At 56.5% G+C, this 14,245-nt stretch carries 10 protein-coding genes and 4 pseudogenes; 2 read left to right on the forward strand and 12 right to left on the reverse strand.

Going from position 1 to position 14,245, the window contains the following annotated elements; all coding sequences use genetic code 11:
* The first annotated feature begins 169 nt into the window (after positions 1 to 169).
* A pseudogene (locus tag BM225_RS20730) lies at positions 170 to 1,378 on the forward strand (IS3 family transposase).
* A 236-nt stretch (positions 1,379 to 1,614) separates the two neighbouring features.
* Here the strand turns inward: BM225_RS20730 and BM225_RS20735 are convergent.
* The 3 genes and pseudogenes from BM225_RS20735 to BM225_RS20745 all read right to left on the reverse strand — a co-directional run.
* Positions 1,615 to 2,522, reverse strand: a pseudogene (locus BM225_RS20735) (IS3 family transposase); the annotation flags it as partial.
* Positions 2,523 to 3,488: a transposase gene (locus tag BM225_RS20740; RefSeq protein ID WP_245780569.1), complete on the reverse strand. Its 966-nt coding sequence runs from the start codon at positions 3,486 to 3,488 to the stop codon at positions 2,523 to 2,525.
* Between the two features lie 54 nt (positions 3,489 to 3,542).
* A pseudogene (locus tag BM225_RS20745) lies at positions 3,543 to 3,713 on the reverse strand (transposase); the annotation flags it as partial.
* Between the two features lie 1,321 nt (positions 3,714 to 5,034).
* Here BM225_RS20745 and galE point away from each other — a divergent pair.
* Positions 5,035 to 6,051, forward strand: a complete 1,017-nt coding sequence (galE, locus tag BM225_RS20750) for a UDP-glucose 4-epimerase GalE (protein WP_092465437.1) — start codon at positions 5,035 to 5,037, stop codon at positions 6,049 to 6,051.
* 42 nt (positions 6,052 to 6,093) lie between these two features.
* Here the strand turns inward: galE and BM225_RS20755 are convergent.
* The 9 genes and pseudogenes from BM225_RS20755 to BM225_RS20795 form a co-directional block, all read right to left on the reverse strand.
* Positions 6,094 to 7,283, reverse strand: a protein-coding gene (locus BM225_RS20755; protein ID WP_092465438.1) for an IS3 family transposase whose coding sequence is annotated in 2 segments (ribosomal slippage) — positions 6,094 to 7,034 and positions 7,034 to 7,283 — 1,191 coding nt in all. Because the reading frame shifts where the segments join, the coding sequence is not laid out codon by codon here.
* 35 nt (positions 7,284 to 7,318) lie between these two features.
* Positions 7,319 to 7,807, reverse strand: a pseudogene (locus BM225_RS20760) (IS66 family transposase); the annotation flags it as partial.
* A gap of 59 nt (positions 7,808 to 7,866) precedes the next feature.
* Complete coding sequence (tnpB, locus tag BM225_RS20765) at positions 7,867 to 8,190, reverse strand: IS66 family insertion sequence element accessory protein TnpB (protein WP_092465439.1); 324 nt, start codon at positions 8,188 to 8,190, stop codon at positions 7,867 to 7,869.
* Positions 8,191 to 8,361: 171 nt separating this feature from the next.
* Positions 8,362 to 9,569 (reverse strand): IS3 family transposase gene (locus BM225_RS20770; protein ID WP_245780570.1). Its coding sequence is split into 2 segments (ribosomal slippage): positions 8,362 to 9,245 and positions 9,245 to 9,569, totalling 1,209 coding nucleotides; the frame shifts between segments, so codons are not numbered across the junction.
* 342 nt (positions 9,570 to 9,911) lie between these two features.
* Positions 9,912 to 10,787 (reverse strand): glucose-1-phosphate thymidylyltransferase RfbA, encoded by an 876-nt coding sequence (rfbA, locus tag BM225_RS20775; protein WP_092465440.1) that lies wholly within the window; start codon positions 10,785 to 10,787, stop codon positions 9,912 to 9,914.
* A complete protein-coding gene (gene rfbD / locus BM225_RS20780) occupies positions 10,784 to 11,632 on the reverse strand; it encodes a dTDP-4-dehydrorhamnose reductase (protein WP_092465441.1) in 849 nt (282 codons plus the stop codon). Before rfbD ends, rfbA begins: the two co-directional genes overlap by 4 nt.
* Positions 11,629 to 12,678, reverse strand: coding sequence for a dTDP-glucose 4,6-dehydratase (gene rfbB / locus BM225_RS20785; RefSeq protein ID WP_092465442.1), 1,050 nt, complete (start codon positions 12,676 to 12,678; stop codon positions 11,629 to 11,631). Before rfbB ends, rfbD begins: the two co-directional genes overlap by 4 nt.
* 15 nt (positions 12,679 to 12,693) lie before the next feature.
* Positions 12,694 to 13,242, reverse strand: a complete 549-nt coding sequence (rfbC, locus tag BM225_RS20790; RefSeq protein WP_092465443.1) for a dTDP-4-dehydrorhamnose 3,5-epimerase — start codon at positions 13,240 to 13,242, stop codon at positions 12,694 to 12,696.
* A gap of 226 nt (positions 13,243 to 13,468) precedes the next feature.
* Positions 13,469 to 13,666: a hypothetical protein gene (locus BM225_RS20795; protein WP_092465444.1), complete on the reverse strand. Its 198-nt coding sequence runs from the start codon at positions 13,664 to 13,666 to the stop codon at positions 13,469 to 13,471.
* Between the last annotated feature and the right edge of the window lie 579 nt (positions 13,667 to 14,245).

Genomic DNA, 14,245 nt, shown 5'->3' on the forward strand with positions numbered 1-14,245 from the left:
CAGCAGAGAAAAAAGAGCGGCGCCTTGGCAAGTTTCGTTGCTTGGTGATACTACATTTGAGCGCATTCGTTCGGATGCATTACCCAACCTTGCCGGCTGAGTGAGTTGGTAAGCCGCCCGTTTTTACAGGGGTTGGGACGTAGAATTTACGCAGCCATTCTCAGTTTCTTTGCGGGGGTCATCTCGCCATTGCCTATGTTGGGGCGGTCGTCGTCGCTGGTCTGCGGCTGACAAGCTGCGGATCGTGGAGGAAACGATGGTTAAGGGGGAGAACATCTCTGCCGTTGCGCGCCTCAAAGGCGTGGCTCCTAATCAGCCATATCGTTGGCGCAAGCTCATGCTAGAATGGGGCAACATCGCCGTGGCCGCAGATGACAGCGTCCCAGGAAACAAGACAGTCTGTGACATGGAGGCCGGTAGTCGGGAACTTGAACGCCAGCTCGGGCGCAAGACGATGGAAGTGGAAATCCTGAAAGAAGCCTTCGACAAATCACGGGCAAAAAAACGACCTTGCTTGCGCAGTCTTTGAAACGGCACGATTTGCCATGAAGATCGTTGCCGATCTTTTGGAGGTCTCCCGTTTCAACCTGCACGACCGTGTAAACTGAAGCGGAAAGCCGCGTCAGGGCTATCATATAGCCCAAGACGCAATGGTCCTACCACGCATCTAGGCGTTGGTGGCGTAGCGCCCGACCTATGGGTACCGCCGAATTACGGCTCTGTTGAATCGACAGCAACGTGCCTAAGGCCTTGCTGCGGTCAATCACAAGCGGGTCTACCGGATCTTGGAACGCAATAACTTGCGTCTCCAGCAATCCGGCTTTGATAGACGCGAGCGACGTCGCGATGGCAAGGTCATCATGATGCGCTCAAACCTTCGTTGGTGTTCTAATGGGCTGGAGTTTGCGTGCTGGAACGGCGATGTCATCCGCTTGGCTTTCATATTAGATACCTATGACCGCGAGATGATCTCGTGGCGGGCTGTGGTGAATGATTGGATCAGCGGGTCGGATGTTCGCGATATGCTGCTCGCAGCTGTGGAGGGCAGGATCGGTACTCACCGCGCCCTGTAACTGGTAGAAGTGCTGTCCGATAACGGAGGCGCCCATACGGCCAAAGAAACCCGCATCTTTGCGCAACAACTGGGCCTGAAATCCTGCTTCACCCCAGTAAAAAGCCCCCAATACAAAGGCATGTCAGAGGCCCTCGTAAAGAATCTGAAACGCGATTCCGTCCGGGTGAACCCGTTGCCCGACGCCAAAACCGTACTGTCATTGATAGGAGAATGGACCGAAGACTTAACGAAAATCACCCACACAGCGGCCTGAAATGGAAATCGCCTCGCGAGTTAATCAGAATCAAAACCGAAACCGATTAGGTGTCCGGTGAAACAGGGGCCGGATCAGACACCAAGTTCTGTTACGAAACCGAGACACGGAAGATCGTTCATTTTGCAATGAAACATACTGCAGAGAGTTTGTCTCCGGTGGAAGCGACGCATGCTATTTTGCTGTGCTAGAAAGACCAATTCGCGATCGCAAAACTGTTTGAATGGGAAGATCTAATCACTGTCGCATGCGCTGTCACACTCGTAACTGAATAGCCCCGCGTTTCTTAGACGCCTTGTTTGTTCAGTTTCTGCTGCCGTTCGAACTCGATTGGCGACAGCATGCGTTATGCGCGTGCTTGCGCTTCGGATTGTAGAACATTTCGATATAGTCGAACACGTCCTGCCTTCCTTCTGCGCGCGTTCGGTATGTTTCCCGTCTGATCTGTTCGCGCTTGAGCAGGTTGAAGAAGCTCTCGGCAACAGCGTTGTCGTGGCAATTGCCTCTTCGGCTCATCGAATGCTCCTGTTTGTGGGCGCGTAGGAACGCAGCCCAGTCCATACTGGTGAATTGGCTGCCCTGATCCGATTGCATCAGGACCTTGTCGCGGGGCTATCGACGCCAGATCGCCATCAGGAGCGCTTGCAGAACCACATCTGTGGTCTGCCTGCTTTGCATCGACCAACCAACGACCCGCCGAGAATAGAGGTCGATGACGACAGCCAGATAGGCGAAACCTTAATGGGTGCGAATATAGGTGATGTCTGTCACCCAAGCCTTGTCCGCTGCCGCAACGTCAAACTGCCGGTCCAGTGTGTTATCGACGATGATTGATGGCTTGCCACCATACTTTCCGGGACCGCGCTTGTAACCAATCTGCGCTGTGATCCCGGCCAGTCGGGTGAGGCGGGCCACGCGGTTCAGGCCGATGCTCTCTCCTTGCTCAAGAAGGTCGTCATGCAGTTTCCGGTGCCCGTAAACCTTGCCGCTTTCAACCCATGCTTCTTGCAGCATCGCAGTCTAGCGTTGGTCTTCCATAACCGTGCGGCTCGGCGGGGCCTTCAGCCAAGCATAGAAACCACTCGGCTGGATCCGCAAGCAGCGGCACATCGCCCGAACCGAGAATAGTCCGCGATGCTCGACAACGAACGCGTATATCACTCTGCATCCCTGGCGAAATACGCGGTCACCTTTCTAAGAAACAGCCAACTCCTGAGGCATGGACGCCAAGGCATAGCCGAGTGTTTTCGCGTGACGCTGGAGATTTGAGAGCACACGTTGCCGGTGTCGCTCGTCGTAGGCTGCCGCCCACTGATCCTGGTAGGCCATGCCATGCCGGATGGCATTGTAGCACAGAACGGCAATCTTGCGCGCCGAGGCCGTGTTACTTCGGCCAATTGTGACGGCAGCGAGCCGCAGAAGTGCAGCGGCGCGGCTTGAAGATCGACGCCTCCGCGAGGGCAGCAGCTTGACGCCAGAGATCTTGTTCCCCAGGGCAAGACAGAGCCACGACTTGGAGTGCTTGGCGCTCTTCCAGGCATGCAGGTCCGTGCCGCATTCAGCCAACAGCTTCAGAGCCAGCGATGGCCCGAGGCCATGGATCTGCGTCAGATCTGTGCCCAACACCCCGTTGAGCGCAGCCCGCACATCGAAGGATGGCGCATTATGCTGCGTGACTTCGATCCGCGCCTTGGGCAGCGGGGCCAGATCATCGTCTGCGCGGATCGTCGGCGCCCCCTCCGCAGCCTCCAGCCTACGGTCGCACGTCTTGATCTGTACCTTGTAGAAGTCGGAAAGCTGCAGCGACTGTGTCAGGGCAAAGACGTGCTCCGCGCGGTCGTTGCCAACCATTGCGGCTCTGATCGTGTCCATAGAGGATTTGCAGCGGACATCCCAGAACCCGGCAAGAACCTCCGGATCGCGCTCGCCGGCGACGATGGCACGGATGATCCGCATACCGGTCGCACCAGTGATGTCGGAGACGACATGACGAAGTTGCAGGTTCATCTCCATGAGTGCCTTCTGCATGTGCTGGTTATGGGCGGCAGCATACTCAGTGAGCCGTTCCCGTTGGCGCATGTAGGCGCGCAGAGTGGCGATCTCGGCCTCGGGGCGGAAACTGCCACGCAGCAACCCATAAGAGTGCAGCTGGCGCAGCATAGCACAAGCTGTTTATATTGCGCACAGGCGGGCGGAGGCTCGGAACCGATTTCCTAAGGAATTCCGCTCCTCCGTCACACGCAGCAGCTCGCGCTTCCAAGCGTAGAATGAATGCTTGCTCACACCCAACCGCTCCGACACTTTCCTCACCGGATAGCCGCGTTCAGTGATCAGCGCGACCGCATCGCGCTTGAAATCGTCCGTGAAATTCTCTGTGCTCATCATGGCCTCCTTGCCTCAAAATTAGCGAAGAAGGCGTCCGCAATACACGAGGCTATTAAACAATTACTTATAGTCAAGGTGGGGTGTATATCGGCTTGGATAACATCGCGTTAGCAAGTCTGACCTGCTCGCTAACTTACCTTGAAGAGGTATATTGGCTGAAACCACTCACCGTTTAGTTCGTTTATTCCTTGATAATGGATGCCAATTAAAGCGACCAATCGCGACGAACATTGATGAGGGCGTGAGTGGAGGTGCTATGGGTATCTTGTCCTGAGTAGCAACGAAGATGATAGCGCAGACAGGCACCTTTCAAAAAGCTATAGTATCATATAGCAATGATCATGACCAATATTTGGTTTTGTCGAAAGACACGCAATTCAATGAGAAACGCGGGGTGATCATGCCGGCCTGTGGGGTAGCACTTAAGTGTGGAAAGGAGCAAAGTTCTGGTTTGAGCAGTTACCCGTATGTCTATTGAAGTAAATATTGCCTCGGGATTTAAGTATTGCGGCTTTGTGCTTGAGCGTACAGCTTTGTTGGTTTCGATAAGTGGTCAGGCAAAGCCTCTGACACGCTTTTGGCGCTTGTATACTGGTGTAAAGGAGCCTAGGTGGTGGATCCCGTATGAAGCTGCTGGGGTAGTCTCTGCAGTTGAGGCCCTAGAAGTTAGTTCTGCATCGGCTAAGGCTTGCATATTGCAGTTGCTGTTGCTTCTCTTACGCAAATGCCAGGATAGACGGGAAAGAGGCAAGCTGACTAATGACCACCTCAAAGCTAACACATCTGAAGCCCGGCCGAGGTTTGACCTTATGCTTCGGGGAGTAGGTCGAGAACTGGATTGCGCGAGAGTCTGCGGAGCAGCTAGCCGTAAGCGAAGAGTTTTTCGCTCCAGACAATGGGGCAACATCGCCGATGGCGTTAGACGTTTCGGTCAAGTGCAGAGAGATCAGCCACAGCCAATCTAGGGCTTATGTAGCAAGGATTACAAACATGGTCCTATCGCACTCGTTGACGACACATTGCCAGTCGTCATCTTTGCGCTGGGTACAGACTTTGAAAACACGATTTTATCAAGCATGATGGATGTCATGGTAGCACGCGGGAAAGTCAATCCGTTAAAAGAATCTGGAGAAGCCAAGCATGCTGGCGAATCTCCGAACTTGAGCGTGACGCCATAGGCGAAGCCTAATCTTCGCGCCACATCTTTATATAATCCCCGGTTAGATGCTTGCCTTGAACTCAGCGCTTACTGGCGGGGTGGACGTAGATTAGCCGAGAAATCTTTAGAAGTTGGCAAAAGTGGAATGATTGGAGAGAAAGAATGCGTATTTTAGTTACCGGGGGCGCGGGTTACATTGGCAGCCACACGCTTATACAGCTACTGCGCGAGGGCCATAACGTTCTCGTATACGATAACTATTCCAATAGCTCTCCGGAAGCATTGAACCGCGTCAAGCAGATTGCAAACGCAGACTTCAACGTTTGTGAGGGAGACATTCAGGACGCTGGCAAACTCAATGAGGCATTTGGGAGCTTCAGACCCGAAGCAGTGATGCACTTCGCGGGATTGAAGGCTGTAGGAGAATCTAATGAGAAGCCGCTTGAGTACTATGCCCAGAATGTTTCAGGCTCGATTGAGCTATTGAAGGTAATGCAGCGTCATGAGTGTCGTCGGATCGTCTTTTCCTCCTCAGCGACAGTTTATGGCAATGCCAAATATCTTCCTTATGACGAGCACCATCCTATGCAGCCAACAAACCCATACGGCCGCACTAAGTACTTTGTTGAAGAAATCATTCGTGATTGGACCGCCTCTTGGGGAGAAGCAAGTGCTATTTTACTTCGATATTTCAATCCTGTAGGCGCTGATCCTTCCGGCCGAATTGGTGAAGATCCCAACGGTATGCCTAACAACCTCGTTCCGTACATTTCACAGGTCGCAGTTGGACGGTTGAAACACCTAAAAATTTTTGGCGCAGATTATGAAACTCGAGATGGAACCGGAGAGCGTGACTACATCCATGTCGAAGATCTGGCGCGAGCACATTTGGCCGCTATTGAGTTTTCCGAAGCTACTACCGGGTGCGAAGCTATAAATGTTGGGACGGGAGGCGGCGCCACGGTGTTTGAGATGATTAAAGCGTTTGAGCATGCATCCGGACAGGTAGTGCCTTATGAGATTGGTCCACGACGCGACGGGGACGTAGCGCGGAGTCTGGCAGCGGTAGACAAAGCCGAGCGCCTTCTTGGATGGAGGGCTAAGCTCTCCGTTGCGGACATGTGCAAAACCACTTGGAACTGGCAGTCTAACAATCCATACGGCTACGGCAGTAAATAATCGAGAACGCTTGTCGTGCAATGCTGACCTGCCGCTGAACATTCATCCAGCGGCGATATGAGCCTGAAGGGTGTTTACGCCTACTGGCGCGGTTTGAGCAATCGCCCGTCGCGCGGAGCTTTCATCTCGCGCAGCGGGGCGGGCGATTGCGTGGTTTAATGTTCGGGCATATTCTGCAGGAGTGCGATAGTCCAATGCGGAATGCGGGCGCTCTGTATTGTAATCGGCGGCCGATGCAGCAATTACCGAGCGAGTGTGCGCCAGGTTGCGGAACATTGTCTCGTTCAATAGCTCGTCACGCATGCGGCCGTTAAAGCTTTCCACAAATCCATTCTGCATCGGCTTTCCTGGCGCGATATAATGCCATTCGATTTGGTTCTCGGCACACCAGCCGAGGATGGCATTACTTGTCAGTTCGCTTCCGTTATCGCTGACAATCATCCCAGGCTTTCCCCGCCGTTCGATAAGGGCTGTCAGTTCGCGCGCCACGCGACGCCCTGAGATCGAAGTGTCAGGTATCGCGGCCAGAAATTCCCGCGTCACATCGTCGACGACGTTCATGACGCGAAACCGCTGACCATTGGCGAACTGGTCGTGGACGAAATCCAATGACCAGCGTGCGTTTGGCCGCGCTTCGACCAGGATCGGTGCCCGCGTCCCGATCGCTTTGCGGCGGGCTTTGCGTTTACGGACTGTTAACCCTTCTTTGCGGTAGAGTCGATAAATTCGGTTGATGCCCGATGGTTCGCCTTCACGGCGCAACAATACGAACAAGCGGCGATAGCCAAACCGCCTCCGTTCGTTTGCCAGCTCTCGCAACCGGCCACGCAAGGCCGTATCTGGCGCACGTTGCGCAACATAACGGACCATCTTGCGATCCGCGCCCGCAATCCGGCACGCCCGCCGTTCCGAGAACCCGAACTGGCTTCTCAGTTGCGCGACAGCCTCGCGCTTAACAGCGGGCGTCACCACTTTTTTGCTACTAACTCACGCATCGCCGCTACATCCAGCATCTGCTCGGCCAGCAGCTTCTTCAACTTGGCATTCTCGTCCTCAAGTGTCTTCAGCCGCTTGGCTTCAGACACAGTCATCCCGCCAAACTTGGCCTTCCAATTGTAGAAAGTACCTTCGGCCATGCCGTGCTTGCGGCAAAGGTCGGCACATTTTGCGCCGGCCTCATGCTCGGTCAAAATGCCGATGATCTCTTCGTCTGTAAATCGTGTGTGCTTCATTGTCTGTCCTCAAATTGGGGCAGACTCTAATCGATGATGGAGGAAAAATCCCGTGGCAGGTCAAACACCTCCAGTGTCTCGATGATGTCCTCGCCCATCTTCACAATACGATCCGAGCCACAGCAGGTGCAGGCTGTCGGAGCTTCGACCACGACACGTTCCCGCGGAAGATGCTCGGGAAAGAGTTTGCGCACGGGCTTTCTTCGGGCAAAGGCCCGCACGGTGCCTGTCTGGTCACCCTGCGCGGTGTCTTCAGCGAGCAGCACATCCTCGGTGGGGGCAGCTTCCAATTCTTCGAGCTACCATTCCAACTGATCTATCAGCCGCGCGCGGCGCTCGGAAGAGATGCCGTATTTGTCGCGCCGCAGCTTGGCTATCTCCAGCTTCAATTCCTGGATCATCGCTTCCGTGCAGGATGCCAGGGCACGCGCTAATGCCAGATTGCGTTCGGCGGCCTGCGCACGGGCACTTTGCGCGGCAAGCGCGGCGCGCAATTCAGCGATTTCTGAAGCGGGATCTGACATGGCAAATCCATACCAAAGGCGCCCCCGGTCACCAATAAAAACGGGCGCTTTACAGCGTATTACCCAACTTTTGTAGGGCGTTGCGTCCAACGCGGATTGCGCCAGTCGATCCCTTCAAGGAGATATCCCAGTTGCGCAGCAGAGACCGGCACAGCGGTGCCGGACTGGCTGTCGGGCCAGATGAATTTGCCTGCCTCCAACCGCTTGAGATAGAGCGACATACTAACGCCGTCATGCCAGAGAACCTTGATCAGATCGCCTTTGCGTCCCCGAAAGCAGAAGATCTCTCCACCATGGGGATCACGCCCAAGTCCTTGCTGGATCTTCAGCGACAGCGTGTTCATGCCGCCGCCCATTGGCCAGAACGATCTCGATCGTCCCATCGCTGCGGTCCTGATCTGTCTCGGGCTGAACAGGGATGGGGCGTTCCGGAAAAAAACTGAACGAATGCGCCTTGCTCAGCGCCCTCACACAACGTCCCTTCGCGATACGCCCGCCGCCACAGGCTGAGCAGTCATCGCGACACCTGGTCCGGCCCCCGTTTCACCGGACACCTAAGCGGTTTCGGTTTTGGCTCTGATGAACTCGCGAGGCGATTTCCATTTCAAGCCGCTGTGTGGGTGGTTTTCGTTATAGTCTTCGATCCAGTCTCCTATCAATGACAGCACGGTTTTGGCGTTGGGCAATTGGTTCACGCGGACGTAATCGCGCTTCAGAGTCTTCACAAATGCCTCTGACATGCCGTTGGATTGCGGGCTTTTGACCGGCGTGAAGCAGGATTTCAGACCCAATTGTTGCGCGAAGATGCGGGTTTCTTTGGCTGTGTAGGCGCTGCCATTGTCTGACAGAACCTCGACCTGTTCCGGTGCCCGGTGTGTGCCGAACCTGCTCTCCACAGCTTCCAGCAGCATGTCGCGCACATCCGACCCGCTGATCCCGGCATTCGCCACGGCCCGCCACGAGATGATCTCGCGGTCATGTGCATCGATGAGGAAAGCCAGGCGGATAATGTCGCCGTTCCAGCAAGCAAACTCTAACCCATCAGAGCACCAACGCAGGTTTGAGCGCATCATGATGACTTTGCCATCGTGGTTTCGCTCGGGGCGATCAAAGCCGGATCGCTGGAGCAGCAGGTTGTTACGCTCCATGATGCGGTACACGCGTTTATGGTTAACAGGCGGTAAACCCTGCGTACGCAACTCCCGGTTCAGCAGTGCTGTGATCCGGCGGTATCCATAGGTCGGGCGCTTCGCCACCAACGTCTGGATGCGCGGCAGGACCACCGCGTCTTGGGCTTTATGATAGCCCCGACGCGGCTTCGCGCTCCCGTTCAAACGGTCGTGCAAGTTGGAACGGGACACGCCCAATGTTGTAGCAACCGCCATCATTGGGAACCTCCCGGTTTCAACGACTGCGCAAGCAAGGTCTGTTTTTTTGAGCGGCTCTTTTCTAGCGCTTCCTTCAGGATTTCGTTCTCGAGCGTCTTGCGCCCGAGCTGGCGTTCAAGCTCCCGGATGCGGCTTTCCATCTCGCGGACGGTCCTGTTCCCAGTCACGCTGTCGTCTTCTGCCACGGCGATGCTGCCTTCTTCGAGCATGAGCTTGCGCCAACGATACAGAAGATTGGGGGCCACGCCATTGCGACGGGCAACAGCAGAGATGCTTTCACCGTCATACATGGTCTCTTCTACGATCCGCAGCTTTTCAGCCGCAGACCAGCGCCGACGGCGACCGCCATCAGTGATGATTTCAATCTCAGACATGAGCATGTGCTTAAGGCTATCCTTAAGCCTCCTTGGTCAAGCCAAGGTGTCCGGTCCAAATGGGGGCCAGTTCAACACCCCCGTAGCGGCGCGCGGTGGCCGATCCCTGCCGGACCTCTTCTAAGCTCTCTTCGACAATCCGGAGCTTGTCTTCGTAAGACTAATGCCGCCGCCGCGGCGTGTCCTCCGGGGATAAAATCTCGATGTTGGGAAAGTTGCTTAAACATGACATAAGCCATGCCTTAAGGCTAAATCCTCAATGCGCTAAGACGGCTCTCGCCGAAGGCATAACCTTCACTTTGTCAAGGAAATGCGAAAATGGTTAATGCATGTCCCGTAATTTCAGTTTTTGACTAGGCCTTGGAGGTATTTTCCGTATTCGGTTTTTTTGTAGGTTTCGGCGTGCTGGCGCATGTGGTCGTCGGTGATCCAGCCCTGCAGGTAGGCGATTTCTTCGGGGCAGCCGGATTGCATGCCTTGGCGGACCGAAAGGGTCCGGACAAAGTTGCCTGCATCGAGTAGGGAGCCATGGGTTCCAGTATCGAGCCACGCGTAACCCCGGCCCATCTTTTCGACCGTGAGAGTTCCCTCTTTGAGATAGCTTTCAAGCAGCGTCACGATCTCTAACTCGCCCCGAGGGGAGGGTTTGACCTCTTTTGCGCGGGCAGGGGCTTCGCCGTCGAGAAAGTAGAGGCCGGTGACCGCGTAGTTCGAGGGCGGGACCGCGGGCTTCTCGATGATTTCTTGCGCAGTGCCATCGGCGTCGAAGGAGACAACGCCGTAGCGCTCTGGGTCGGTTACGTGATAGCCGAACACCGTGCCGCCGGTCTGTTGGGCATCGGCGATTTGGAGCATCTCGGGCAGGCCGTGGCCAAAAAAGATGTTATCCCCGAGGACCAGGGCGGAGGGGGCGCCATCAAGGAAGTCTTCGGCCAAGATATAGGCCTGCGCAAGTCCGTCGGGCGAGGGCTGCACAACATACTCGAGGCGCATGCCCCATTGGCTGCCATCGCCGAGCAGACGCTGGAACTGGGATTGGTCTGCGGGGGTGGTGATGATGCAGATTTCGCGAATGCCTGCGAGCATCAGGACCGACAGCGGGTAATAGATCATCGGTTTGTCGTAGACGGGCATCAGCTGTTTTGACACAGCGAGGGTCAATGGGTAGAGCCGCGTGCCGGACCCACCGGCGAGGATGATGCCTTTTCGCTGGGTCATGGGAGGACGTCCAATTCTTCTAAAACTGTGGTCAAACCAGCCTTCCAATCAGGCCGGTTGAGGGTAAAATTCCGCAGGCTCTCGCAGTCCATCCGCGAATTCAGAGGACGCTTGGCCGGGGTTGGAAAGTCGGATGTGGGAATGTCGTTGACGGTCACGTTGCGGCCCGCCTGACGGAAAATCTCGCGGGCGAAGTCGGCCCAGGACACGTCGGGGGCGCCCGAGAAGTGGTAGGTGCCGGTGCGGGTGGGGTCGACCATGAGCGCCTCGGCCATGGCCATGGCGGCATAGGCGATATCGCGGGCGGGGGTCGGGCCGCCGATCTGGTCCGAGACCACGTTCAGCATGTCCCGCGTGTCCGACAGGTGCAGCATGGTTTTGACGAAGTTGTTCCCGTGCGAGGAAAACACCCAAGAGGTCCGCATGATTGCGTGGGCACAACCACTGGCGCGGATGCCCTCTTCGCCGACCAGTTTGCTGCGGCCATAGGCATTTGCCGGAGCGGTGGCCTCGTTCGGACCGAGCGGGTCCGTGCCGCTGCCGTCGAATACGTAGTCGGTCGAGATATGGACCAGCGGGATGCGCAGCTCGTCACAGGTGCGGGCCATGGCAGCGGGGGCGTGGCCGTTGATGACCGTGGCCAGTTCTTCTTCGCTCTCGGCCTTGTCCACGGCGGTGTAGGCCGCGGCGTTGATCACCGCACGGGGGCGATTGTAGAGGATCGCGTCGATGCAGTCCGTCGGCACGCTCAGATCGCAGGCCGCGCGGTCCAGAAACGTCGCATCGGGGATCAGCCGCCCCAACTCACGCGCCACCTGTCCTGATTGGCCAAAGACAAGGATCATGCCTTGACCCCCAGACGCTCGCCAACTCCGTGGCGGTCTTGCAGGGCACGCCACCAGCGTTCGTTGTCCAGATACCAGTCAACAGTTTGCGCCAGACCTTCTTCGACGGTGACGCTCGGGCGCCACCCCAGTTCTTCGCGAATGCGCGAGGGGTCGATCGCATAGCGCGCGTCATGGCCGGGCCGGTCGGTGACAAAGGTGATCTGGTCCGCGTAGCTGCCCATCTCTTTGGGCCGCTTCTGGTCCAGAATGGCGCAGAGGGTTTTGACCAGCTCCAGATTGGTGCGCTCGTTCTCGCCGCCGATGTTGTAGCTGCGGCCCACCGTGCCCTTTTCCACCACCAGCAGCAGCGCGTCCGCGTGATCCTCGACATAGAGCCAGTCGCGGATGTTCGAGCCATCGCCGTAAATCGGCAGGGCCTTGCCCGCCAGTGCGTTCAGGATGATCACGGGGATCAGCTTCTCGGGGAAGTGATAGGGGCCGTAATTGTTCGAGCAGTTGGTTAACACCACCGGCAGACCATAGGTCTCGTGCCAGGCGCGGACCAGATGATCGCTGCTGGCCTTGGACGCCGAATAGGGGCTGCGCGGATCGTAAGGTGTGTCTTCGGTGAACTGCACGCTGGGATCATTGGGGAGAGATCCAAAGACCTCGTCTGTCGAAATATGGTGGAACCGGAAGCTCTCGGGTTTGCCCTGCGCGGTCCAATAGGCGCGCGCGGCCTCCAGCATGTTGAAGGTGCCGGTGACGTTCGTCTCGATAAAGTCCGCCGGGCCGTCGATGGACCGGTCCACGTGGCTCTCGGCCGCCAAATGCATCACCGCATCAGGCGTGTGCTTGGCAAACACCGCATCCAGCGCGGCGCGGTCGCGGATATCCACCTGCTCGAAGGCATAATCGGGGCTGTTCGCCACCATCGCCACATTATCGAGGCAGGCGGCATAGGTCAGCGCGTCCACATTCACGACTTGATGGCCGCGGGCCATGGCCAAGCGCACCACGGCAGAGCCGATAAATCCTGCACCGCCTGTGACGAGAAGCTTCATGCGAATTCCTTGGTCTTAAAACGGGGTTTTGAACTCGGAGAGCGGCACGGCGGCCGCGTCTTTCTCGGACAAGACAGGGTCGATCCCCACATCGGGCCAGTCGATCCCGCAGCTGTCCCAGCGCACGGCGCCGTCGCATTCGGGGGCGTAGAAATCGGTGCATTTGTAGATGATCTCGCTGTCCGGCTCGAGGGTCATGAACCCGTGCAAAAAACCAGCAGGGATCATGAGCTGTTTGCCATTCTCGAAGCTCAGCTCAACCCCGAACCACTGCCCATAGGTCGCACTGCCCGATCGCACATCGACCGCCACATCAAAGATCCGCCCACGCCCACAGCGCACCAGTTTGGCCTGCGCATGAGGCGGGCTTTGGTAATGCAGACCCCGCACTGTCCCGACCTGCGACGACAGCGAATGATTGTCCTGCACAAAGGTGACGTCCAGACCCTGCTCCGCAAACGCCCGCGCACTCCAACTCTCCGAGAAAAAACCGCGGTGGTCCCCAAATCGACGGGGTGTCACAAGGATCACGTCGGACAAAGGCGTCCGCTCAAAATCAGTCATATTAAAACAAATATTTCGCTAAAATTGTCTCAACCACGTGCTGGATCCGCAGAAGCTGAGACATTGAATTTCTTCGGAGCATGTTAGCTTGCATGCACCTAGGCGGCTTAATTAGTGCCGCTTGTCGACGACGTCGACGAGGTTGCGCTCGTGCTGCCCCCACCGCCTCCACCGCCGCCAGCGTTTGCAGCAGCGACACCGATGCCTACAGCCGCGGCTCCGGCGGTTACGACACCAGCCACACCGAGGCCACCTCCGACGAGACCAGCACCAGCAAGCGCACCGCCGAGACCGCCTGCTCCTGCAACAGCCGTTCCCGCGCCGGCTGCGGCCGTACCTGCCCCAGCAGCAGTACCGCCGCCAGCAGCAACTGTGCTTCCGCCTGCTGCGCCGCCAGTGCCTCCAGCGCCGCCAGAAGCACCACCTGCGTTCCCGGGGACACCACCCTCAGGCAATATTAGAGGTGCACCACCTTGCGCGATTGCAAGGCTTGGGGTTGCTAGAGCGATTGAAGTTACCACTAGTATCTTCTTCAGCATTTCATTCTCCTTTTCAGCCTTGGTTCGCGCGATACTCTCACAATCTTCGCGTTCAAAACGCCAAACCAATGTTAGCATTAATCTACATTTCTGCGGGCGCACCATCAATAAGGATATCGTGATGCTCTAAGGAATAAGTGCACTTTCCACAGGATAGGTTCCAAAAGAAGACAATTCTGTCACTATGGAGATGCCCAACTGGAGGATTTGTACGTGAAACTCTTTTCATACATGACCATCGCCGCTTACTTTTTCAGTGCGATGGCGTCTGAGCAGGTTCTCGTGATGCTTTTCTCCGTCTGTGTAGGACTGCTTGTTCTTCTCGTGCACGAGCTAGAAATCTCTGACGCCTAACGACGACGCCAGGTTCTCTATCATGCGTCCTGCGTCTTCAACTTTTTGTCCCTGTGAAGAGGGTGGGCTTTCAAGGCAGGACCAAGAACACGTGGCAGGCGACGTTTTGA

Origin of the sequence: Donghicola eburneus, from assembly GCF_900115865.1 — a bacterium.
Taxonomy (GTDB): domain Bacteria; phylum Pseudomonadota; class Alphaproteobacteria; order Rhodobacterales; family Rhodobacteraceae; genus Donghicola; species Donghicola eburneus.